We start from the raw sequence: 23,397 nt of genomic DNA, 5'->3' as shown, positions 1-23,397 counted from the left end.
AATGCCGCGCAGCCTTTCCAGACTCGTCGCCCATGATGCCGCGCTGCCTGCTGCGGCGGCCTCGCTTGCCGTGACGGGACTGACGTCCGACAGCCGCGCCGTGACGCCAGGCACGGTCTTTGCCGCGTTGCCCGGAACGAAGGCCGATGGCACGGCTTTCATTCCGCAGGCATTGGCCAATGGCGCCGCTGCCGTCATTTGCGCGCCGGGCCGTTACACCGGACCAGGTGTTGTCATCACCAGCGACAACCCACGCTGGCTTCTGGCGCGCATGGCGGCGCGCTTCTACGATCGCCAGCCAGACACTGTCGTTGCCGTCACGGGTACAAACGGCAAGACATCCGTCACCGTGTTCGTGCGGCAGATCTGGGAGGCGATGGGCTTTCGCGCCGCGAGCCTCGGCACCATCGGTGTTGTCGGTCCGCAAGGGGCGGAATACCTGCAACATACGACACCGGATCCGGTGCAGTTGCAGGCGCTCGCCGCAAGGCTCAGCGAAGACCACGTCAGCCATCTCGCCATCGAGGCCTCCAGCCATGGGCTTGCGCAATACCGGCTCGACGGCTTGCGGCTCACCGCTGCGGCCTTCACCAACATCACGCGCGACCATCTCGATTATCACGCCACCTTCGACGAATATTTCGAAGCGAAGATGCGGCTGTTCACGGAATTGACGCCTGCGGGTGCGCCGGCCGTGATCAACATGGATTCGCCCCATGGCGAGGAAGTGCGGATGCGGGCCGAAGCGCATGGCCTCGCCACCTTCACGGTGGGGCACAAGGGCCACAATATCCGGCTCGCCTCGGTGACGCGCGAAGGGCTTGAACAGCATTTGTTGCTGGAGACGCCTGCGGGCATGCATACCGTCACGCTGCCGCTGGTCGGTGACTTCCAGGCGTCGAATGCGCTGGTTGCCGCGGGACTCGTGATCGCCGCCGGTGGCGAGGAAGAAATTGCGCTGCGCTCGCTCAGCCTTCTCAAAGGCGCCACAGGCCGGCTCGACCTCGTGAGCACGACGCCTGCGGGTGCATCGGTCTTCGTTGATTATGCGCACACGCCTGATGCACTGGAAAATGCGCTGCAGGCGTTGCGGCCCTATGTGAAGGGGAAGCTCATCACCGTGTTCGGCTGTGGCGGCGACCGCGACAAGGGCAAGCGTCCCCTGATGGGTGCTGCGGCGGTGCGCCTTGCCGATGTGGCAATCGTGACGGACGATAATCCGCGCACGGAGGATGCTGCCGTGATCCGCCGCGAAGTGTTGGCGGGGGCGGTGGGTGCGACCGAGATCGGCGACCGTGCCGCGGCCATCCGCAAGGCGGTAGCGATGGCCGGTGCCGGTGACATCGTGCTGGTGGCGGGCAAGGGACACGAGGAGGGGCAGATCGTGGGCAAGGAGGTGCGGCCGTTCAGCGACCACGCCGCCGTACGCGCCGCCGTCCGGAATGAGGACTATCATGGCTGAGTCAGAGATGAGCCCGCTGTGGACTGAGGACGAGTTGGTGGCCGCAACGGGTGGCCGGCTGACACGGCCGATCACGCGCGTGATGCGCGACGTTTCAATCGACTCGCGGAGCCTGGGAGACGGAGACATCTTCGTCGCCATCAAGGGCGAGAAAATGGATGGCCACGATTTCGTAGTGAAGGCGCTGAAGGCGGGAGCCGGGGTTGCCATCGTCTCGCGGACGTCGCCCGAGATGGAAGCAGCAGGCCCCCTGCTGGTGGTCGAGGGCGATCCGCTCTCGGCACTCGAAAAAATGGGCCGCGCCGCGCGGGCCAGAAGCGCTGCCCAAGTGGTGGCGGTGACGGGAAGCGTCGGCAAGACCAGCACGAAGGAGATGCTGCGTTCCGCACTTGGCGCCTCAGGGCTCACGCATGCCTCGGCCGCTTCCTTCAACAATCACTGGGGCGTGCCGCTGACGCTGGCGCGCTTTTCGCCCGACGCGGCCTTCGGCGTGTTTGAAGTGGGGATGAATCATCCCGGCGAGATCACGCCGCTCGTTGGTTTCGTGAGGCCGCATGTGGGGATTGTCACGACCATTGCGGCAAGCCATCTCGGCCATTTCAAGTCGCTGGACGAGATCGCGGAGGCCAAGGCGGAGATCTTCTCCGGCATTGTGCAGGGTGGCGCTGCCGTCATCAACCGCGACACACCCTATTTCGACCGTCTCGCGGCTGCGGCGCGGGCCGCCGGCGTGAGCCGCATCTTTGGTTTCGGACGGCATGCGGATGCCGACGTGCGCATGACCCAGCTGGTGTTGCACCCCACGTGCTGCTGCATCACTGCCTCGGTGTTCGGCGAACAGGTGATCTACAAGCTCGGCCTGCCGGGTGAACACATGGCGGTCAACAGCCTTGCCGTGCTTGCGGCGGTCAAGCTCATGGGTGCCGACCTGGCGCGTGCGGCGCTTGCCCTCGCGGAGGCCAAGCCGGCGAAGGGCCGTGGCGTGCAGCAGGCATTGCGCATGCCGCAGGGCGAACTGTTGCTGATCGACGAGAGCTATAATGCCAACCCCGCCTCGGTGCGCGCGGCGCTGGCGCTGCTGGGCCATGCCAGGCCTGGCAAGAACGGCCGCCGCGTCGCGGTGCTGGGCGACATGCTGGAACTGGGAGAAACCGGTCCGGCCCTGCATGCGGGCCTGGCGGAAGCATTGGACTCGGCTGGCGTCGATGTCCTATACGCCGCAGGCCCTCTCATGGCCCACCTGTGGCAGGCCACGCCGGAACAACGGCGCGGTGCTCACGCGGCCCAATCCGAGCAGTTGAAAGACGCATTGCTCGCCGGACTCAAACCCGGTGACGTGGTGATGGTGAAAGGCTCGCTCGGCAGCCGCATGGGACCCCTCGTCGAGGCAATGAAGGCACAGTGGCCCGCGGCCAAGGATACATGACCGGATGCTTTATTTCCTTCTCAGCTTCTTCTCGACGGAAATCCAGGCGCTCAATGCCTTCCGCTACCTGACCACGCGGACGGGCGGCGCCATCCTGACGGCGTTGCTGTTCATCTTCATCTTTGGCCCTCGCATCATTTCGCTTCTCAAGGTGAAGCAGGGCAGGGGACAGCCCATCCGCACCGATGGGCCGCAACGTCATATCGTCGAGAAGCAGGGTACGCCCACCATGGGCGGTCTGATGATCCTCTCCGGCGTCTTCGTCGCGACAATCCTCTGGGCCGACTTGCGGAACCTTTATGTGTGGGGCGTTCTGTTCGTGACGCTCGGTTTCGGCGCCATCGGCTTCTATGACGACTATCTGAAAGTGACGCGCGCCTCGGTGCGTGGCTTCTCCTCGCGTCTGCGCCTCTTCGCGGAATTCGCCATCGCCGGAATCGCCGTGGGCTGCTTCATGTGGATCGGCGACAAGCCGCTGTCGATGTCGCTTGCCGTGCCGTTCTTCAAGGACGTGCTGATCTATTTCGGGCCGTTCTTCCTTATCATCGGCGTGCTCGTCGTGGTGGGCGCGGGCAATGCCGTCAACATCACCGATGGACTCGACGGTCTTGCCATCATGCCTGTGATGATTGCCGCTGCGAGTTATGGCCTCATCGTCTATCTCGTCGGCAATTTCGTGTTTGCCGAATACCTGCAACTGCATTTCGTGCGCGGCACCGGAGAATTGGCGGTGATCTGCGGAGCCTTGGTGGGGGCAGGGCTGGGCTTCCTGTGGTTCAACGCGCCACCGGCCATGATCTTCATGGGCGATACGGGCTCGCTCTCGCTGGGCGGCGCCCTGGGTGCCATCGCGGTTGCCGTGAAGCACGAGATCGTGCTCGCCATCATCGGCGGGTTGTTCGTGCTCGAAACCGTCTCGGTGATCGTGCAGGTCATTTCCTTCAAGATGACGGGCAAGCGCGTCTTCGCCATGGCGCCGCTGCATCACCACTATGAACAGAAGGGCTGGAAGGAACCGACCATCGTCATCCGTTTCTGGATCATCGCCTTCGTGCTGGCCCTCGTCGGCCTCTCAACCCTGAAGCTGAGGTGATGGCCTGATGTTTCCCGTCAAGCAGTTCATGGGCAAGCGCGTCGCCATGTTTGGCCTGGCCCGGTCGGGCATTTCGTGCGCGCGGGCGCTTGCGTCCGGCGGCGCCGAGGTTTTGGCCTGGGATGATTCCGAACCGGCCGTTGAAAAGGCGCGCGCCGAGGGCTTGCAGGTGACCAACCTGCACACAGTCGATTTCAAGACGCTTGCTGCGCTGGTGCTGAGCCCCGGCGTGCCGCTCACCCATCCCGAGCCGCACTGGACTGTCGTCAAGGCGAAGGCGGCCGGCGTCGAGGTCATTGGTGACACCGAAGTGTTCGCACGCGCCATCCAGGGCACGGGGGCGCGCATGGTGGCGATCACCGGCACCAACGGAAAATCCACGACGACTGCGCTGACGGGACACGTGCTGAAGGAAGCGGGACTCGATGTTGACGTGGGCGGAAACATCGGCCAGGCCGTGTTCAACCTCCGCTCGCCCGCGCGCGAGCGCATCTATGTGCTCGAGCTGTCGTCTTTCCAGATCGACCTGATGCCCGGCCTGTCGCCGGACGTGGGCGTGCTCACGAACCTCACGCCCGACCACCTCGATCGCCATGGCAACATGGAGCACTATGCCGAGGTCAAGGCCCGCATGTTCGGCAAGCAGCGCGACGGGCAGACGGCACTCGTCGGCGTTGATGATGACTGGTGTGCTGCGATTGCGGACAAGATTCACGTGGGGCCGGACGTGCGCCGCGTGTCGGTGACGCGTGCACTCGGTGATGGCATCTGCGCGCCGGACGGCATCCTGCGCGACATGCGGAACGGCGCTGTCGATGCGACCATTGACCTGCGCGCCATGCCGGCGCTGCGCGGCCGCCACAACTGGCAGAACGCTTGCATGGCCTATGGCGTGGCGCGGGCGATGGGCGTGGATGCGCCGGCCATCGGTGCTGCCATGCATAGCTTTCCCGGTCTTGCACACCGCATGCAGGAAGTGGGACGGGCGGGTGCGGTTTCCTTCGTCAATGATTCAAAGGCGACCAATGCCGATGCGGCGGAGAAGGCGCTTGCCTCCTACAGCAACATTCACTGGATCGCCGGCGGGATCGCGAAGACTGGCGGCATCGCGCCGCTTGCGCCCTATTTCCCGCGTATCCGCAAAGCCTACCTGATCGGAGTCGCTGCCGCGGAGTTCGCCGCCACGCTGGACGGCAAGGTTGCCTACGAGATTTGCGAGACGCTGCCCCGCGCCGTGCAGGCCGCCGCGCGCGATGCGCAAGCCGCGCAGGAGGCAGACCCCGTGGTGCTGCTATCGCCGGCCTCCGCGTCCTTCGACCAGTACAAGAATTTCGAGGTGCGCGGCGACGCCTTCGTCGAGCTCGTCTCTCGCCTTCCCGGCATTCACATGACAACAGAAGGGAACAGCTGATGCTGATCTCGCGCAGTGACCGCGGCACGCTGGCCCGCTGGTGGTTCACGATCGACAGGCCGCTGATTTCGGCGGTGTTGCTGCTCATGTCGATGGGCGTGCTCATCAGCATGGCGGCAAGCCCGCCGGTGGCGGAGCGCATCGGCCTCGACAGCTTCCACTTCTTCAAGAGCCAGCTGTTCTATCTCTTTTTCGCGGTGATCTGCCTCATCACCCTTTCGTTCTTCGATACGGGATGGGTGCGGCGAGCCTCTTTCCTCGGTTTTGTCGGCGCGCTGATACTGATGGCGGCGGCGCTGTTCTTCGGGCCCGAAATCAAGGGCGCGCACCGCTGGATCAATTTCGGCCCGATCAACCTGCAGCCCTCCGAATTCGCCAAACCCTGCTACGTGGTGGCGGCAAGCTGGTTCCTCGCCGAGAAGACGCGGCGGCCCGACATGCCGGGCCACATCATTGCCTATGCCATGGCTGCCGTGTTCCTCGGCATGCTGGTACTTCAACCTGACTTCGGACAGGCGGCACTGGTGGTTGCCACCACGGGTGCGATGCTGCTGGTCTTCGGCATTCCGTGGGTGATCGTGTTCGGCCTTGCGGGCTGCGGCGTGATCGCGGGCGTTTTCGCCTACCTCCTGGTGCCGCATGTGGCTTCGCGCATCGACCGCTTCATGAGCCCGGAGAAGGGTGACACCTTCCAGACCGATACGGCGATGGAAGCCTTCCGCAACGGCGGCCTGATGGGCACGGGGCCGGGCGGCGGGCAGGCCAAGCTCGTGCTGCCGGACGCGCATACGGATTTCACCTTTGCCGTCGTGGGCGAGGAATTCGGCATCATTGCCTGCCTCGCCATCATGGCGCTGTTCATCTTCATCGTGATGCGCGTGCTGCGCCGCGCCAAGACGGAGCAGGATCCGTTCTCGGCGCTGGCGATGGCGGGCCTTGTCACCATGTTCGGCTTGCAGGCGGCGATCAACATGGGCGTCAACGTGGCGCTGCTGCCAGCCAAGGGCATGACGCTGCCCTTCATCTCCTACGGCGGTTCGTCGCTCCTTGGCACGGCCATGGCGATGGGCTTTGTGCTGGCACTGGCGCGCGGCATGGCAGCGCCGCAACCGGCACCGCTCGCCCTGTCAGACCAGGTGGGGTGACGTGGCGGTTCACGGACAAAACAATCTGGTGATGCTCGCCGCCGGCGGGACTGGCGGACATCTCTTTCCAGCGCAAGCCTTGGCGGAAGAACTGGTGGGGCGCGGCTACCGCATCCACCTGATGACCGACGAGCGCGTGCGCGACTACGGCAAGTCGTTTCCAGCGGAGAAGGTGCATATCGTGCCGTCGGCGACACTCTCGCTCTCGGACCCGTTGCGCTTGCCGGGGCGCCTGTTGCGGCTGGCATCGGGCTACAGGCTGTCGCGCCGGCTCATCCGTGAGAGCGGAGCGGTCGCGGTCGCGGGCTTTGGAGGCTACCCCTCGCTGCCGCCGCTGATGGCTGCGGCGCGGATGGGCGTACCGTGCCTTGTGCATGAACAGAATTCGGTGCTGGGCCGGGCCAACAGGCTGCTGGCCTCGCGCGTCACGGCGGTTGCGACGTCCTTCGACGAGGTGCGGCTTGTTCCCGATGCGGCGCGGGCCAAGGTCACGCTCACGGGCAATCCGGTGCGCGGCGTCGTCAAGTCCGTGGCCGCGGCGCCCTATCCGGCACTGGTGAGCGACGGCGATATCCGACTTCTCGTTTTCGGTGGCAGTCAGGGTGCACGGTTCTTTGCCGACATGATGCCGGGCGTGGTGGCCGCCTTGCCGGATGATGTGAAGCGCCGCCTCGTGCTCACGCAGCAGTGCAGGGAGGAAGACCTTTCCCGCACCACGGAAGCCTATCGGGCGTCCGGCGTCCGGGCCGAACTCAATCCCTTCTTCATGGACATGCCGCAGCGCATGGCGGCCAGCCATCTCGTGGTGGCGCGTTCGGGAGCATCCACCATTGCGGAACTGGGCGTCGTCGGGCGGCCGGCTGTTCTCGTGCCGCTGCCGCATGCGCTGGACAACGACCAATTGCGCAATGCCGAGAGTTTCGAGCGCGCAGGCGCCGGCTGGGTGAAGCCCCAGGGAGGCATTGATTCCGCTGGTTTTGCGGCCTTCCTTGCGGGATTGCTGTCGCAGCCCGAACACCTTAAGGAGGCCGCCGCGGCGGCGCTCCGGCATGGCAAACCGGATGCCGCCCGCCGCCTTGCCGACCTCATGCAGAGCATCATGGCCCGCTGACGCAGGGCTGACCGGAGACTTGAGACTGATGAAACTTCCACGCGACGTAGGCCCCATCCACTTCATCGGCATTGGCGGCATCGGCATGAGCGGCATCGCCGAAGTGATGGCGACCCTGAACTACAAGGTGCAGGGCTCCGACATTTCAGACAACTACAACGTGGCGCGCCTGCGCAAGCACGGCATCGCGGTCGCCATCGGCCACGAGGCCAAGAACCTCGGCGAGGCCCAGGTGGTGGTGATCTCGTCGGCGGTGAAGCCGGACAATCCCGAACTGGTGGAGGCGCGGCGCCGTTTCCTGCCCGTTGTCCGCCGCGCCGAAATGCTGGCGGAACTCATGCGCTTCAAGTCCTGCGTTGCGGTGGGTGGCACGCATGGCAAGACCACCACAACGTCCATCGTCTCGGCGCTGCTGGATGCGGGCGGCCTTGATCCGACGGTCATCAACGGCGGCATCATCAATGCCTATGGCACCAATGCGCGCCTCGGGAAGGGCGACTGGATGGTCGTGGAGTCCGATGAATCGGACGGCACCTTCGTCAAGCTGCCCGCCGATATTGTGATCGTCACCAACATTGATCCCGAGCACCTTGATCACTACGGCACCTTCGACAAGGCCAAGGAAGCCTTCCTCGCCTTCGTGGAGAACATTCCCTTCTATGGCTTTGCGGTGATGTGCATCGATCATCCTGTTGTTCAGGAGATGATCGGCCGGGTGCAGGACCGCCGCGTCATCACCTATGGCCGCAGCCCGCAGGCCGATTATCGCCTGCTGGATGTGGCGTTCTCCGATGGCGCCACGCGCTTTGCCGTGCGCGTGACTGACCGCGTTTCCGGCAAGGCGACCGAGATCAGGGACCTGGCGCTCCGCATGCCGGGCGACCATAACGCGCTCAACTCCACCGCCGCCCTCGTGGTGGCGCGCGAGCTCGGACTGACGGATGACCAGATCCGCAACGGCCTCAACAGCTTCGAAGGCGTTAAGCGCCGCTTCACCCGCACGGGCGAACACAATGGTGTCACCGTGTTCGATGACTACGGCCACCATCCCGTCGAGATCGCGGCCGTGCTGGCCGCGGCGCGGCGCGTGACCAAGGGCAAGGTCGTGGCGGTCATGCAGCCACACCGCTACACGCGGTTGTCGAGCCTCTTCAATGAATTCTGTTCGTGTTTCAACGATGCGGACTCAGTCATCCTTGCGCCCGTCTATGCGGCTGGCGAGAGCCCCATCGAGGGCGCCTCGCACACGCATCTGGCGGAGGGCATTCGCGCCCACGGCCATCGTTCCGTCCTGCACATCGACGAGCCCAAGCAGTTGGCGCCGCAGGTGAAGCATCTGGTTGAGCCGGGTGACATCGTCGTCTGCCTCGGTGCCGGAACGGTGACGCAATGGGCCTATGCCCTTCCGGGCGAACTCGCAGCATTGGACCAGTGATGACCAGGATCAATGGTGAAGCCCTTCTGAAGCAGCTGCCGCAGGTGCGCGGGCGGCTGGAAGCCAACGCGCCTCTCGCTGATCTCACATGGTTTCGCGTCGGCGGGCCGGCGGAGGTGCTGTATGCGCCGGCGGACGAAGCCGACCTTGCGCACTTCATGAAGAACACGCCCACGTCTGTTCCGATCTACCCGATCGGCGTCGGTTCCAACATGCTGGTGCGCGATGGTGGCGTGCCGGGCGTCGTGATCCGGCTGGGGCGCGGCTTTGGCGATGTCAGCGTGGAGGAGGGGCACCGCATCCGCTGCGGCACGGCGGTTCCGGATATCCGCGTGGCGCGGTTTGCCGCCGACAATGGTATCGATGGGTTAACCTTTCTGAGAGGTATACCGGGCACGATTGGCGGCGCGCTTCGCATGAACGGCGGTGCGTACGGCGGCGAAACCAAGGACGTGCTTGTGGAAGCGCGGGCCGTGGACCGTGAGGGAAACATCCGCGTGCTCAGTAACGCCGACATGAAATACACCTACCGCCACAGCGGCGCGCCTGATGACCTGGTGTTTACCCAGGCGCTTCTGCAGGGCCGGCCTGGCGTGACGGCGGATATTCTCGCCGCCATGGACAAGATTACCGAAAGCCGCGAAGCGACGCAGCCCGTGAAAAGCCGCACTGGCGGATCGACCTTCAAGAATCCGCCCAACAACAAGTCATGGCAACTGATCGACAAGGCCGGAATGCGCGGATTTGCCGTTGGTCCCGCCAAGGTGTCGGAGATGCATTGCAATTTCCTCATCAACGAGGGCGGCGCCACGGCGGCGCAGATTGAAGAATTGGGCGAGACGGTGCGCCGCAAGGTGAAGGAGACCTCGGGCATCGATCTCGACTGGGAAATCAAGCGCATCGGCCTCGCAGCGGAGGAGGCGGAATGAACACGACGAAGCCACGCCTTCATCCGGACGAAACGACAGTCGCGGTGCTGATGGGCGGCTGGTCGGCGGAGCGCAACGTGTCGCTCGCGTCGGGCGAGGCCTGTTTCGGGGCGCTGCGCCGGGCAGGATTCAACGCCATCATGGTCGATGTGAAACGCGAGACGATTCACAGCGTGCTCCTCGACATGAAGCCGGAGGTGGTGTTCAACGCGCTGCACGGCAAATGGGGCGAAGACGGCTGTGCCGCTGCCCTGTGCGAGACGTTGCGCATTCCCTACACCCATTCCGGCGTGCGCGCTTCGGCGGTGGCGATGAACAAGGAGATGTCCAAGGTCCTGTTCCGCGCGGCCAACATTCCGGTAGCCGAGAGCAAGCTCGTCGACATTGAACTGGCTGCGGAAGAGCATGCTCTGCCGGTGCCCTACGTGATCAAGCCGGTGGCGGAAGGGTCCAGCGTCGGCGTTCACATCGTGACGGAATCCAAGAACGGGCCGCCCAAGATCATCCTGGAGCAGCGCGAGATTTTTGGCGAGCGGGTGATGGCGGAGCGCTTCGTTCCGGGCCGCGAACTCACCTGCGCGGTGATGGGCGATGTGGCGCTGGGTGTCATCGACATCGTGTCCAAGGCCTCGGGCTGGTATGACTACCAGTCGAAATATGCGCCAGGTGGTTCGCAGCATATCCTGCCGGCGGAGCTTTCGCCCGATCTCTATCGCAAGGTGCAGCTTTATTCGCTGCTGGCGCACCAGGCGCTGGGCTGCCGCGGCATCTCGCGTTCCGATTTCCGCCTTGATGACGGGCCCGGCAAGGAGCCGGAACTGATCATCCTCGAAACCAACACCCAGCCCGGCATGACGGGAACATCGCTCGTGCCGGAAATGGCGGCACACGCCGGACATTCATTTGAGGAACTCGTGACATGGATGGTGAACGACGCTTCGCTCGACCGGTGAAACGTGCCCGCAAGGGCCGCATCGAGACAGCACTGACCAGCCTCACCACGCGCATCGCGGTGCGGGGCTTTGCCGTACTGTTCCTCGGCGCCAGCCTGATCGTGGGTGGCGTGGATGGCGGCGCATTCACCTATCCCGAAAGCCCATTCAACAATTTCAACGGGCGCGTGGCTTCGATCTTCGGCATGGCGGCGCAGGACATTCGCATCTCGGGCCTGATGCACCATGATCCGGAAGACGTGCTCGCCCATATCGGCGTGAAACCCGGCGGTAGCCTTGTCGGCTTCAATGCGGACGATGCCCGCATTCTTCTCGAATCACTGGATTGGGTGGCGGATGCCGAAGTGCGGCGCAACTTCCCCAACTCCTTGCAGATCACCCTCAACGAACGTGAACCCTTCGCCATCTGGCAGAAGGACGGCAACTATTCGGTGATCGACCGTGCAGGCGTCGAGATGAGTGGCCTCAACCCGCTGTCGCTCCGCCAGCTTCCGCTGGTCTCGGGGAAGGGCGCAAATGTCGCCGCGGCCGACTACGTTAACCAGATGGAAGCCATACCTGCCTTAATGCTCAAGGTTCAGGCGGCAGCACGTGTGGGTGAGCGCCGGTGGACACTGTACCTCGACAACGGCGTCAAGATCGACCTGCCGGAGGAAAATGTGGACGCCGCTCTCAAGCGGGTTGCCGAGCTGGACGCGACACAGAATATCCTCTCGAAGGGCATTCGCGAAATCGACCTGCGGACGAACGACCGCATCGTGATCGCCCTGGCGGAGGCCGTCGACCCCAAGAAGGCCGGCGATCAGACTTCGCAGCTCCAGCACTGACGTCCTGCCGGCCGTTGCCGGCGCTGTTGGGTTCGAGTTGGGAGCAGTTCGTATGACGCGTGGCAGTCCATTGGGATTCCGGACAAAGGGGCGGGATGCCGTCGTCGCAGATGGCCCGGTCGCCGCGCTTGATCTCGGTTCCACCAAGATCAGCTGCGTCATCGCCGAGCCCTCGGAGCGCTTCGTCCAGGGCCAGGACTATCGCAACGCTCTGCGCATCACGGGTCTTGGCACCACGGCGTCGCGCGGCATCAAGAACGGCGCCATTTCCAATATCGAGGAAGCCGAGCGTGCCATCCGCATTGCCGTGGATGCAGCCGAACGCATGGCGAAGCAGGCGGTACGTGCCGTCCACGTGAATGTGTCCGGCGGGCGTCCCGCCTCCATGTCGTCCTCAGGTCATGTGAAGACACAGACGGGCGTTGTGTCGCCGCGTGACATCGAACACGCTGTCTCGGCGGCGATCGGCAAGGCCGACATCGGCAAGCGCCATATCCTGCATCTCAATCCGGTCGGTTATTCGCTCGATGGTGTGACGGCAGACCGTCCGCCGCTCGGCATGCACGGTGAAGTGCTGGGCGTCGATATCGGCATCGTCACCCTTGATGCCTCGCACCTCCGCAATCTGACGCTGGCCATCGAACGCGCCCATCTCAAGGTCGCAGGCGTCGCGCTTTCGGCCTACGCCGCGGGGCGCGGCACGCTGCTCAACGATGAACTGGCCATGGGCACCGTGGTCATCGACATGGGGGGCGGCACCACGAGTTACGCGCTGTTCCGCAACGGAAACCTTGCCGCCTCCGGGAGTGTCGCCGTCGGTGCGGCCCATGTGACGGCCGATATTGCGCAGGGCCTCGCCACCACCATCGCCCATGCCGAGCGCCTCAAGACGATGTTCGGGTCGGTGCTTCCCTTCGCCCATGAGGACCGCGAGATGCTGGCGGTTCCGCTTCTGGGCGAACGCGGGGTCGATGCGATCCAGCAGGTTCCGAAGCATGTGCTGAACGGCATCATTCTGCCGCGCGTGGAAGAACTGATCGAAATGGTTCGCGAAGACCTTTCCCGCCATGCTCCGCCGGAAGCGATCACGCGCGTGGTGCTCACGGGCAGTGGTGGTCAACTGCAGGGTGTGCGCGATCTTGCCGCCCATCACTTCGGTTGCCCGGTGCGGATTGGCCAGCCGATCCTGGGGCAAGGTGCACCGGAGGCCGCCCAGCAAGGCGGAATGGCCGTCAGTGCGGGTCTTCTCGCCCTGTCGCTCAAGCCGGACCGCCGCATTTCCATGCCCACGGAAGCGCGGGAAATGCTGGAACGGCAGCAGATGGGTTACGCCCGCCGGGTGGGCCGCTGGCTCAAGGAAGCGCTCTGAGAGTGAACAACCGGCAACCAACCTGACCCGACCTGACTCACTTTGAACAGAATATTGTTCTCCATGGTTAGCATTCGTTAACCATTTCTTAGGGCTTTGAGAAACAAAGTCTTATCAGCCCAAATCAGTACCGGAATCGACTCATGTCCATCAATCTCACTGTCCCCAACCTGCACGAGCTCAAGCCGCGGATCACGGTCTTTGGCGTAGGCGGCGCGGGCGGCAATGCCGTCAACAACATGATCGAAAGTCGCCTCGAAGGCGTTGAATTCGTTGTGGCAAACACCGATGCGCAGGCGCTCCTTCAGAACGCCGCACAGCGCCGGGTCCAGATGGGCACGGCCCTCACGCAAGGCCTTGGTGCCGGTTCGCAGCCGCAGATCGGTGCAGCCGCCGCCGAGGAAGCGCTTCCGGAGATCCTCGACCATCTCGCGGGCTCGCACATGGCTTTCATCACCGCTGGCATGGGCGGCGGCACGGGCACGGGTGCAGCGCCGATCATTGCGCGCGCCGCCAAGGAGCAGGGCATCCTCACGGTGGGCGTTGTCACCAAGCCGTTCCATTTCGAAGGTGCGCGCCGCATGATCACGGCAGAGCGCGGCATTGACGAACTCGCCCGCTACGTGGACACGCTGATCGTCATTCCCAACCAGAACCTTTTCCGCGTCGCCAACGAAAAGACAACCTTCGCTGCGGCCTTTGCCATGGCAGACCAGGTGCTTTACTCGGGCGTGGCCTCGATCACGGAACTGATGACCAAGGAAGGCCTCATCAACCTCGACTTTGCCGACGTCCGCGCCATCATGAGCGAGATGGGCAAGGCGATGATGGGCACGGGCGAAGCCTCGGGCGAAAAGCGCGCCATCGAAGCCGCTGAAGCCGCGATCTCCAATCCGCTGCTCGACGATGTGTCGATGCGCGGTGCGCGTGGCCTTCTGATCTCCATCTCGGGTGGTCCCGATCTCACGCTCTACGAAGTCGATGAAGCCGCAACCCGCATCCGCGAGGAAGTGGATCCGGAAGCCAACATCATTCTCGGCGCCACCTTCGATGACTCGCTGGAAGGCACGATGCGCGTCTCTGTCGTTGCGACAGGCCTGACGCCGGAAGCCATTCACGGCGCGGACGAAGACACCTCCGCCGCGCACGAACCCGTTCGCACCCAGGTCGGCTACACGCCGGCCATGGCACCTGCCGAGAGCGTGAAGGTGGTGAAGCCTGCGCCGATGGCGGCGCGTCCTGCCGCCGCCGAATTGCGCGCCGAAGCAGCGCCACAGCCCGTGCCGGTGGCACAGCCGGCATCGCGCGTCACCACGCAGCGCATTCCGCCCATCGAAGACTTTCCGGTGATCGCGCAGAAGCAGATCGCCGCACAGCAAAGCCGCATCGAGGACATCGCCGAGCATGCGCAGAAGCGCAAGAAGGGCATCTTCGAACGTCTCGCCACGGTTGGCCTTGGCCGCCGCGATGAGACCGCACCTGCGCCCCAGCCGGCACCGCGCCGTGCCGAACCGAAAATGACTCCTGCTGCAGCGGCCCGCACGGCCACGCGCCCGCAGCCGCAGCCTGACCCACATGCCCATGTGGAACCGCCCTACGAGGACGACCAGCTTGCCATTCCGGCGTTCCTGCGCCGCCAGGCCAGCTCGTAATCCTGCCCGGCAATCTTGCCTGTTCACGGAACCCGGCGGTCACACTTCCGCCGGGTTTCGTTTGTCATAAGCAACCTGTACACGACCCTTCACGGCAGGGGTGACACAGGCTAGAACCCCGCAGCACATGACCCACCGTAGCTTTCTTTCCCACACGCGCCATGCGCTTGCCCTTGCCCTGACACTTGTCGTCTTGGGTGGCTGCGCCTCATCGGGTGGTTTCAAGCGCCTGCTGGACCGGGGCGACGGGGACACCGGTACGACCAGCAATGTGGTGCCGCGTGGTGGCGTGATTGCTCCCGACATGGCTTCGGCGGACGAGAAGGCCGTGGCGACACTCTACAACGGCGGCCTCGCCGAGATGCAGGCCGGCAACTACAGCCGCGCCCAGAAGAAATTTGCCGAAGTCGAGCGGCAGCATCCCTATTCCAAGTGGGCCACCAAGGCGATCCTGATGCAGGCCTTCTCGGCCTATCAGCGCCGTTCCTATGATGACGCCGTGAATGCCGCCAAGCGGTTCACCACACTTCATCCCGGCCACAAGGATGCGCCTTACGCCTACTACCTGATTGCACTCTCGGAATATGAGCGCATCGCCGATGTGCGCCGCGACCAGAGGCAGACCGAAAAGGCCGTCGAGGCCCTGGAAGAAATCGCGCGCCGCTATCCCGATACGCCCTATGCCGCCGATGCCAAGCAGAAGGCGAAGCTGGGCTATGACCGACTCGCCGCGAAGGAAATGGATATCGGCCGCTATTACGTGAAGCAGGGCGATTATCTTGCCGGTATCAACCGCTTCAAGAAGGTCATCATCGATTACCAGCAGACGACGCAGACGCCGGAAGCGCTCTATCGTCTCACGGAAGCCTACATGGCACTGGGCATCGTTTCCGAGGCGCAGACCGCTGCGGCTGTATTGGGCCAGAACTACCCCAACAGCGAGTGGTACAAGGATGCCTACCAGCTGGTGACCACCGATGGGAAGCAGCCTGTTGCCAGCGAGTCCTCCTGGATCGTGAAAGCCTTCCGCAGCGTCACGGGCTGAAGTCCGGGCTGACGTTCCCTCTCGCAAGGTTCGCGGAGACTCGGCTATAACACCGGGATGCTGACCGCTCTCTCCATCCGTGACATTGTTCTGATCGAGAAACTGGACCTGACGCTTGAGGCCGGGCTTACCGTGCTGACGGGCGAGACAGGCGCGGGCAAATCCATCCTGCTGGATTCGCTGGGCCTCGCACTGGGCGCGCGGGGCGATTCCTCGCTGGTGCGCGCGGGGCAGGCCAAGGGCATGGTTTCGGCGGCTTTCAATCTGCCGGACGGCCATGCCGTGCGGAGATTGCTGCGCGACAATGACGTGGAATGCGACGGCGAGATCATCGTGCGGCGCATCCAGAATGCGGATGGGCCGAGCCGCGCCACCATCAACGACCAACCCGTCAGCCTCAACCTGTTGCGGCAGGTGGCGGCCGAGCTTGTCGAAATTCATGGCCAGCATGCGGACCGTGCGCTGGTCGACGTGTCGGCGCACCGCCGGCTGCTCGATGCCTTCGGCGGGCTTCAGGCGCAGGTCGAGGCTGTGTCGGGGCTTTGGCGGCAGTGGAGCGGTGCGGCCTCGGCGCTGGAAGACCATCGCGCCCTGATGGCAAAGGCGGAAGCGGAGCGCGACTATCTGGAACATGCCGTAGCCGAGTTGGCCAAGCTCTCGCCCGAGCCCAACGAGGAGCAACAGCTTGCGGAAGCGCGGCAGCTGATGATGCAGTCCGAACAATACATCGGTGCGCTGGATGAGGCTGATACTGCGCTCGCCGGAGATGGCGCGGCGGAATCGAAGATCAACGCGGCGCTGCGGCGGCTTGAGCGGCGCAAGGATAGCGCACACGGACGCCTTGATTCCGTCGTTGCGGTGCTGGACCGGCTGCTCGCTGAATATGCGGAAGCAGGGCGCGTGATCAGCGAGGCGCGCCGGGCCTTCGATTATGATCCGCGCGAACTGGAACAATCGGAAGAACGGCTCTTTGCACTGCGTGCCGCGGCGCGGAAGTATCGATGCACGGTTGACGACCTCGCCACCGTGCGGGGGCGCTTCGAAAACGAGATGCAGGCCCTGACCGACGGTGGCGCGAAGCTGGCGGTGCTGGAGAAGGTCCATGCCGAAGCCAAGCTCGCGTTCGAGGCTGCCGCCGACAAGTTGTCTGCCGCGCGCCGCAAGGCGGCGAAGGCGCTGGACAAGCAGGTTGGGGATGAGCTTCCGGCGCTGAAACTGGAAAAGGCGCGCTTCGAGACGCAAGTCGCCTCTGATGGCGCGCGCCCAGGGGCCCATGGGGTGGACAGGGTGGAATTTGTCGTGGCCACCAATCCCGGCACGCCGCTCTCGCCACTGATGAAGATTGCATCGGGCGGCGAGTTGGCGCGCTTCATGCTGGCCTTGAAAGTGGTGCTGGCGGCCAAGGGTTCGGCACCCGTGCTGATCTTCGACGAAATCGACACGGGGGTGGGCGGCGCGGTGGCGGACGCCATCGGCAAGCGTCTGGCGCGGCTGGCCGGGGGATTGCAGGTGCTCGCCGTCACGCACTCGCCGCAGGTTGCCGCGCGTGCGGCCCAGCATATGCTGATCTCCAAGATGGAAGACGTGAAGGCCAAGCGCATGGTCACGCGCGTGCAGCCGCTCTCGGCGCAAAGCCGCCGCGAGGAGTTGGCGCGCATGCTCTCGGGTGCCATTGTCACGGACGCAGCGCGCGCGCAGGCCGACCAGCTGCTGGCCGGGCAGGGCTGAGAATGGCGAAGAAGCCCGTTGCCGTGGAGGGCTTGTCTCCGCTCGAAGCAGCGGCGGAACATGCCGCGCTGGCGGAAAAGATTGCAGCCCACGACATCGCCTATCACCAGCAGGACGCGCCGACCATTTCGGACGCGGACTACGATGCGTTGCGGCGGCGTCTCGCGGCGATCGAACACAATTTTCCGGATCTTGCCCGCGCGTCGGCAGTCTCGCGCAGTGTGGGGGCAGCGCCTCTCGGCCGTTTCGCCAAGGTCAAGCATCGCGTGCCGATGCTGTCGCTCTCCAATGCCTTCGGCGATGAGGACGTGACCGATTTCCTGGACCGCATCAGGCGCTTTCTCCGTCTGGGGGAAAATGCCGACATTGACGTCACGGCGGAGCCGAAGATCGACGGCCTTTCCATTTCGCTCCGCTACGAGAAGGGCGTGCTGGTGGAGGCCGCCACGCGCGGGGATGGGGCCGAGGGCGAGAACGTCACGGCCAATGTGCGCACCATCGGCGACGTGCCGGAGCGGCTGAAGGGTCACGCACCTGATGTGATCGAAGTGCGCGGCGAAATCTACATGGCTCATGACGATTTCGAGACGTTGAACGCAAAGCAGGAGGCGGCGGGCGAGCGCACCTTTGCCAATCCGCGCAACGCTGCGGCGGGTTCCCTGCGGCAGCAGGATTCAAGCATCACTGCCGCGCGGCCGTTGCGCTTCTTTGCCTACGCCTGGGGCGAGGCGCCCGAGCTTCCCGCCGAGACGCAATGGGGCGTGGTGAAAGCCTTCAAGCAGTGGGGCCTTCCCGTCAATCCGCTGATGAAACTTTGCCATACGGGTGCGGAATTGCTTGCGCACTACAGGCTGATCGAGAGCCAACGCGCCGATCTCGGCTATGACATCGATGGCGTGGTCTACAAGGTGAACGACATCGCCCTGCAACAGCGGCTGGGATTCGTGTCGCGCAGTCCGCGCTGGGCCATCGCGCACAAGTTTTCCGCCGAGCAGGTGAAGACGGTGCTCGAAAGGATCGACATCCAGGTGGGGCGCACGGGTGCACTCACGCCCGTTGCGCGGCTCAAGCCCGTGACGGTGGGCGGCGTGGTCGTGGTCAATGCGACGCTGCACAACGAGGATGAAATTGCGCGGAAGGATATTCGCGTCGGTGATACCGTGGTGGTTCAGCGCGCGGGCGACGTCATTCCGCAGGTGGTCGAGGTCGTGAATGAGAAGCGCCCCGCCCATGCCGAACCCTACGTCTTCCCGCATGTGTGCCCGGTGTGTGGCAGTCACGCCGAACGTGAGGAAAAGGGCGGCAAGGCGGATGCGGTGCGCCGTTGCACGGGAGGTCTCATCTGTGCCGCGCAGCGCAAGGAGCGGCTCAAGCATTTCGTGTCGCGCAATGCCTTCGACATCGAGGGGCTGGGCGACAAGATCATCGAGGAGTTTGCCGATGAGGACTTGCTGAAGGTGCCGCAGGACATCTTCACGCTGGAAGACAAGATCGGCAGCAGCCTGAGATCGCGCGAGGGCTGGGGCGAGACGAGTGCGGCCAATCTCTTTGCGGCCATCAACGCGCGGCGCGACATTGCGCTGGACCGGTTCATCTTTGCCCTCGGCATCCGTCACGTGGGAGAGACGACGGCGCGCGTTCTGGCACGGGCCTATGGTTCGGCGGAACGTCTGCGGGACCAGGCCCGCGAGGCCAAGCCCGGAACGGAAGCCTGGGACGAACTCACATCCCACGACGGCATCGGCGACGTGGTGGCGGAGGCAATTTCGCAGTTCTTCGACGAGCCGCACAATATTGCCGTGGTGGATGCGCTGCTGGGTGAAGTCCGGCCGCAGGCCCTGGCCGCTGTGGCGAGCGGTTCGCCCGTCTCGGGCAAGACGGTGGTGTTCACCGGCGCGCTGGAGCGGATGACGCGCGAGGAGGCCAAGGCCATGGCGGAGCGTCTCGGTGCGAAGGTTTCTGGCTCCGTTTCGAAGAAGACTGATCTGCTGGTCGCCGGTCCCGGCGCGGGTTCCAAGCTCAAGGATGCGCAGAAGCATGGAGTCGAGGTGATCGATGAAGCCGAATGGTTCAACCGCGTGGGTGAGCTCTCGGCATGATGCGTGATTTCTGGCGGGGGTTCGGCGAAGTGTGGCCCATGCTGCTGGCCTATGCGCCCATCGCTGCGCTGTGGGGCGCGGTGGCAGCGGGGCAGGGCTTTTCTCCCCTCGAAGCCGTGCTGGTCAGCAGCATTGTCTATTCCGGCGCGGCGCAGTTTGTTGCTGTTGACCTGGTGAAGGTCGGCACGCCGCTGTCGCTCCTTGTGTTCACCATTGCCACGGTGGGCTTGCGGCATGTGCTCATGTCGGCGTCCATCTCCCGGCATGTGCAGCACTTCCCGAAATTGAAGAGTTCGATCCTGATGTTCTGGCTCACCGACGAGGCCTGGGCCATCCTTGAGCGGCGCGCCCTGCATGAGAAACTGACGCCTGCCTATTTCCTCGGTGCCTCCATGCCGCTGTGGCCGAACTGGATCCTGTTCACGGCGATTGGTGCAATGATCGGCAACAAGCTGGGCGATGGGGCCGCGATCGGACTCGACTTCGCCTTTGCTGCCATGTTCATCGCCGTGCTCGCCGGGTTCTGGAAAGGCCCGCGGACGGGGGCCATCCTCGCGGCCAGTGCGTTTGCCGCGTGCATGGCAAAGCTGTTCGTTCCCGGCGCGTGGTACATCCTCATCGGCGGAGTCGCCGGCATGGCCATGGCGGTGGGATTGCACAGCGAGCGCGAAGCATGACCGTCGATCCGTACTTCTTCCTCGCCATCGTGTTGATGGGACTTGCCACCTATGGCACGCGCCTGTCGGGCTATCTGCTCCTGCGCGGCCTGAAGATCGAGGGCCGGGTGAAGGCAGCGATTGATGCAGTGCCGCCCGCCATTCTCACCGCCGTCATTGCGCCTGCGGTTTTCCTGCAGGGCTGGGCCGAGATGATCGCCGGGGCGGTGACGCTCGGCGTTGCCCTGCTGCGCGCGCCGCTTCTCGTCACCATCGGTGCGGGTGTGGCCAGCGTCGTGGCGCTCCGCCATATCCTCATGTGAGGGGGGCGCAGGCGTCCTTCAGCCAGGCTTGTGTCGCGGCATCCACCTGCGGTGAAATCTGTTCCAGCACGCGGGCATGATAGCCGTTGAGCCAAAGCAGTTCTTCGCGCGTCAGCAGCCGCGCATCGATGAGGGCGCGGTCGATGGGGGCAAAGGTCAGCGTCTCGAAACCCAGCATCGGCCGGTCGCCGCCCTCGATTTCCCCGGCCTCGGTGACAAGCAGCAGGTTTTCGATGCGGATGCCGAAGGCGCCCGCCTTGTAGTAGCCCGGCTCGTTCGACACGATCATGCCAGGTTCGAGGGCCGTGTGTCCGGCCTTGGAAATGCGGGCGGGGCCTTCATGCACCGAGAGATAGCTGCCCACGCCATGGCCGGTGCCATGGTCGAAATCCAGTCCCGCCTTCCACAGCGCGGCCCGCGCCAGCGCATCAATGTGAGCGCCAGTGGTGCCCTTGGGAAAGCGCAGCACGGAAAGTGCAATCATGCCCTTCAGGACGCGGGTGAAGCGGTCTTTCATTTCACCGGTCGGCGTGCCGATCATCAAGGTGCGTGTGACATCGGTGGTGCCGTCGAGATATTGCCCGCCGGAATCGATGAGGTAGATCTCGCCCGCCGCGAGGGGCCGCGCGTCATCGGGTGACAGATGATAGTGCGGGATCGCCGCATTGGGGCCGGAGGCCGAAATCGATTCAAACGAGAGCCCGCGGAGCATGTTCGACTCCGCGCGCATCTCGCGCAGTACCTCCGCCGCCGTCGCTTCGCTGTGACACCCTTTGGTGGCATTCTCGCTCACCCATTTGAGGAAGCGCGTGAGGGCACCGCCATCACGGCGCTGCGCCGCCCGCGCGCCTTGGCGCTCCGTCTCGTTCTTGCGCGCCCTGGGCAACACGCACGGGTCTTGCGCCTCAATGACTTTTGTGCCCGCCTTGACGAGGGCGAGGCGCGCCGCCTCAGGCGCAAGGGCCGGATCGAGTGCCACGGTCTTTCCAGTCAGGGCGGCGAGGCGGGCGGGCAGGTCGCCGGGTGGCTTGCACTGCACGATGTCCTTCAGGGCTTTTCGCGCGTCGGGCGTCAGGCGCGCGATGTCGGCAAAAAGCTCGGCCTTGCCCTTGCGGCGGAGCAGGGCATAAGCGAGCGGAAAGGGCGTGTAGGGCACATCGCTGCCGCGGATATTCAGGGCCCAGCACACCGAGGCGGGATCGGCGAGCAGCACGGCGTCTGCTCCCTGCTTCAGCAGTGTTGCAGCAATGGCGCTGAGCTTCTCCGCTGCCGCGACGCCGGCATGTTCGATGCCATGGGACTCGATCGTGTTGGCGGGGCGGGCGGGTTGGTCTGGCCACACCATGTCGATGGGGTTGCGAGGCAGGGGGACCAGCTTGGCGTGAACGGCTTCGGCGGCGGCGCGCAACTTGCGGGCCTCGGCGACCGGCGTCACCCAGGGATCAAATCCGATTTTCTCGCCCTTTTTCAGGTTCGCCGCAATCCAGTTGACCGGCGGATCCTCCATGAGATGCCGGGGCTCGAACAGCGCGGTATCCGTCTGCTGGCGCACCTGCAGGGTATAGCGGCCATCGACGAAAATCGCCGCCTTGCGCAGACCAACGATGGCCAAGCCCCACGACCCCTTGAAGCCCGTCAGCCATTGCAGGCGCTCCGCATAGGGTGCCACGTACTCGCCCTGGAATTCGTCCTGACGGGGAACGATGACGGCGGCGAGGCCGCGCTGCTTCATCAGTGTGCGGAGCGCTTTGAGGCGGGTGCTGTGTGTGTTCATCTGTTTTCTTGCCGATGCAAATGTATCAATTGGCGATCGATTGTGGTCGGTGGCCACGAATCTCGCAAGTCCTTCGGGACAAAGGCTCTTGCGCAGGGAAGTTGGGTGTATCATAACGTCGCACATCGACGATTGGCCGGACGTTTGGCCGCTCTCGCTTGCCTTCACGCATGCGCTTGCACGACGCCCCTGATTTTCGACTGGTTTGTGAGGCGTCGAAACTTCCAATCAAGCCAACTGCAACGCAACTGAAGGACTTTAACTAATGGCCACCGGCACAGTGAAATGGTTCAACACCCAGAAAGGCTTTGGCTTCATTCAGCCAGACGACGGCGGCAAGGACGTCTTCGTCCACATCTCCGCCGTAGAGCGTGCGGGTCTCAAGGGTTTGAAGGACGGCCAGAAGATCACCTTTGAAATGATTACCGACAAGCGGACGGGGCGCACGTCGGCAGGAAACCTCGTCGTCTCCTAACGGCGCGAGCGATACATTCATTCGGAATGCCCGGCTTTGCCGGGCATTTTCATTTTGCGCCGCAACATTTTTGCCGCAAGTCCTTCCAATCCGTTATGCGGATTCGCCGCATTTCGATGTCCCAAATCCGCCATTTCGTGAAAATGCGACATACGCTGGTGAGATCGCGGCATGCCATCCCTTTCGAAGACTGTAGAAAAACTGCCATATTTCAAGGCTATTTGAGTTTTCGTCGCTGGCCGTGAAGGTTAACCGAGAGTGAACAGAGATATGCGTTGAACGCATATCGAACTGCTGAAAGCAACTCTGGTTGACGGGGGGTCCAACGCATAGATGTGCACTGCAATTGTGCAGCGCACAAAGAATTTGGGCAGGCGCGGAAATGTTGCCGCTGCCGCCGCAATCAGGAGAGAAGACAATGACAACGATTTCGATGGGCCGTGAAACGATCCGCAACCAGGGCTTGGGCGCTGCTCCGGGTCTC

General features: G+C 64.0%; 19 protein-coding genes. 18 read left to right on the top strand and 1 reads right to left on the bottom strand.

Annotated elements, in window-relative coordinates; genetic code table 11:
• Position 1: 1 nt before the first annotated feature.
• The 17 genes from IPM06_00870 (at position 2) to IPM06_00790 (ending at position 20,664) form a co-directional block, all read left to right on the top strand.
• The gene (locus tag IPM06_00870) at positions 2 to 1,462 is read left to right on the top strand and encodes a UDP-N-acetylmuramoyl-L-alanyl-D-glutamate--2,6-diaminopimelate ligase (GenBank protein ID MBK8768964.1); all 1,461 of its coding nucleotides are present in this window, start codon (positions 2 to 4) and stop codon (positions 1,460 to 1,462) included.
• Positions 1,463 to 1,469: 7 nt separating this feature from the next.
• Entirely contained in the window at positions 1,470 to 2,888 is a 1,419-nt protein-coding gene (locus IPM06_00865) for a UDP-N-acetylmuramoylalanyl-D-glutamyl-2,6-diaminopimelate--D-alanyl-D-alanine ligase (protein MBK8768963.1), read from the top strand.
• A 4-nt stretch (positions 2,889 to 2,892) separates the two neighbouring features.
• A complete protein-coding gene (locus tag IPM06_00860) occupies positions 2,893 to 3,981 on the top strand; it encodes a phospho-N-acetylmuramoyl-pentapeptide-transferase (protein MBK8768962.1) in 1,089 nt (362 codons plus the stop codon).
• A gap of 7 nt (positions 3,982 to 3,988) precedes the next feature.
• Positions 3,989 to 5,392: a UDP-N-acetylmuramoyl-L-alanine--D-glutamate ligase gene (locus IPM06_00855; protein ID MBK8768961.1), complete on the top strand. Its 1,404-nt coding sequence runs from the start codon at positions 3,989 to 3,991 to the stop codon at positions 5,390 to 5,392.
• A gap of 2 nt (positions 5,393 to 5,394) precedes the next feature.
• The gene (ftsW, locus tag IPM06_00850) at positions 5,395 to 6,537 is read left to right on the top strand and encodes a putative lipid II flippase FtsW (GenBank protein MBK8768960.1); all 1,143 of its coding nucleotides are present in this window, start codon (positions 5,395 to 5,397) and stop codon (positions 6,535 to 6,537) included.
• Between the two features lie 31 nt (positions 6,538 to 6,568).
• On the top strand, positions 6,569 to 7,648 hold the full coding sequence (gene murG / locus IPM06_00845; GenBank protein ID MBK8768959.1) for an undecaprenyldiphospho-muramoylpentapeptide beta-N-acetylglucosaminyltransferase: 1,080 nt from the start codon (positions 6,569 to 6,571) through the stop codon (positions 7,646 to 7,648).
• Between the two features lie 28 nt (positions 7,649 to 7,676).
• A complete protein-coding gene (locus IPM06_00840) occupies positions 7,677 to 9,083 on the top strand; it encodes a UDP-N-acetylmuramate--L-alanine ligase (GenBank protein MBK8768958.1) in 1,407 nt (468 codons plus the stop codon).
• The gene (murB, locus tag IPM06_00835) at positions 9,083 to 10,012 is read left to right on the top strand and encodes a UDP-N-acetylmuramate dehydrogenase (GenBank protein ID MBK8768957.1); all 930 of its coding nucleotides are present in this window, start codon (positions 9,083 to 9,085) and stop codon (positions 10,010 to 10,012) included. Before IPM06_00840 ends, murB begins: the two co-directional genes overlap by 1 nt.
• Complete coding sequence (locus IPM06_00830; GenBank protein ID MBK8768956.1) at positions 10,009 to 10,965, top strand: D-alanine--D-alanine ligase; 957 nt, start codon at positions 10,009 to 10,011, stop codon at positions 10,963 to 10,965. Before murB ends, IPM06_00830 begins: the two co-directional genes overlap by 4 nt.
• Complete coding sequence (locus IPM06_00825) at positions 10,932 to 11,792, top strand: cell division protein FtsQ/DivIB (protein ID MBK8768955.1); 861 nt, start codon at positions 10,932 to 10,934, stop codon at positions 11,790 to 11,792. Before IPM06_00830 ends, IPM06_00825 begins: the two co-directional genes overlap by 34 nt.
• A 52-nt stretch (positions 11,793 to 11,844) precedes the next feature.
• On the top strand, positions 11,845 to 13,161 hold the full coding sequence (ftsA, locus tag IPM06_00820) for a cell division protein FtsA (protein MBK8768954.1): 1,317 nt from the start codon (positions 11,845 to 11,847) through the stop codon (positions 13,159 to 13,161).
• 143 nt (positions 13,162 to 13,304) lie between these two features.
• Positions 13,305 to 14,813, top strand: a complete 1,509-nt coding sequence (gene ftsZ / locus IPM06_00815) for a cell division protein FtsZ (GenBank protein ID MBK8768953.1) — start codon at positions 13,305 to 13,307, stop codon at positions 14,811 to 14,813.
• A 127-nt stretch (positions 14,814 to 14,940) separates the two neighbouring features.
• On the top strand, positions 14,941 to 15,858 hold the full coding sequence (locus IPM06_00810) for an outer membrane protein assembly factor BamD (protein MBK8768952.1): 918 nt from the start codon (positions 14,941 to 14,943) through the stop codon (positions 15,856 to 15,858).
• A 57-nt stretch (positions 15,859 to 15,915) separates the two neighbouring features.
• Positions 15,916 to 17,586, top strand: a complete 1,671-nt coding sequence (recN, locus tag IPM06_00805; protein ID MBK8768951.1) for a DNA repair protein RecN — start codon at positions 15,916 to 15,918, stop codon at positions 17,584 to 17,586.
• Between the two features lie 2 nt (positions 17,587 to 17,588).
• Complete coding sequence (gene ligA / locus IPM06_00800) at positions 17,589 to 19,685, top strand: NAD-dependent DNA ligase LigA (protein MBK8768950.1); 2,097 nt, start codon at positions 17,589 to 17,591, stop codon at positions 19,683 to 19,685.
• Between the two features lie 38 nt (positions 19,686 to 19,723).
• Positions 19,724 to 20,362, top strand: a complete 639-nt coding sequence (locus IPM06_00795) for an AzlC family ABC transporter permease (GenBank protein ID MBK8768949.1) — start codon at positions 19,724 to 19,726, stop codon at positions 20,360 to 20,362.
• Complete coding sequence (locus IPM06_00790) at positions 20,359 to 20,664, top strand: AzlD domain-containing protein (GenBank protein MBK8768948.1); 306 nt, start codon at positions 20,359 to 20,361, stop codon at positions 20,662 to 20,664. Before IPM06_00795 ends, IPM06_00790 begins: the two co-directional genes overlap by 4 nt.
• Here IPM06_00790 and IPM06_00785 read toward each other — a convergent pair.
• On the bottom strand, positions 20,657 to 22,438 hold the full coding sequence (locus IPM06_00785; GenBank protein MBK8768947.1) for an aminopeptidase P family protein: 1,782 nt from the start codon (positions 22,436 to 22,438) through the stop codon (positions 20,657 to 20,659). The two genes, IPM06_00790 and IPM06_00785, sit on opposite strands and share 8 nt — an antisense overlap.
• A 265-nt stretch (positions 22,439 to 22,703) precedes the next feature.
• Here IPM06_00785 and IPM06_00780 point away from each other — a divergent pair, with 265 nt between their 5' ends.
• Entirely contained in the window at positions 22,704 to 22,913 is a 210-nt protein-coding gene (locus tag IPM06_00780) for a cold-shock protein (GenBank protein MBK8768946.1), read from the top strand.
• The last annotated feature ends 484 nt before the right edge of the window (positions 22,914 to 23,397 follow it).

It is taken from the genome of Hyphomicrobiales bacterium (genome assembly GCA_016710435.1).
Lineage (GTDB): Bacteria > Pseudomonadota > Alphaproteobacteria > Rhizobiales > Aestuariivirgaceae > Aestuariivirga.
Note: the sequence above shows the minus strand (reverse complement) of the source record. Positions and strands in the feature narration are given on the sequence as shown.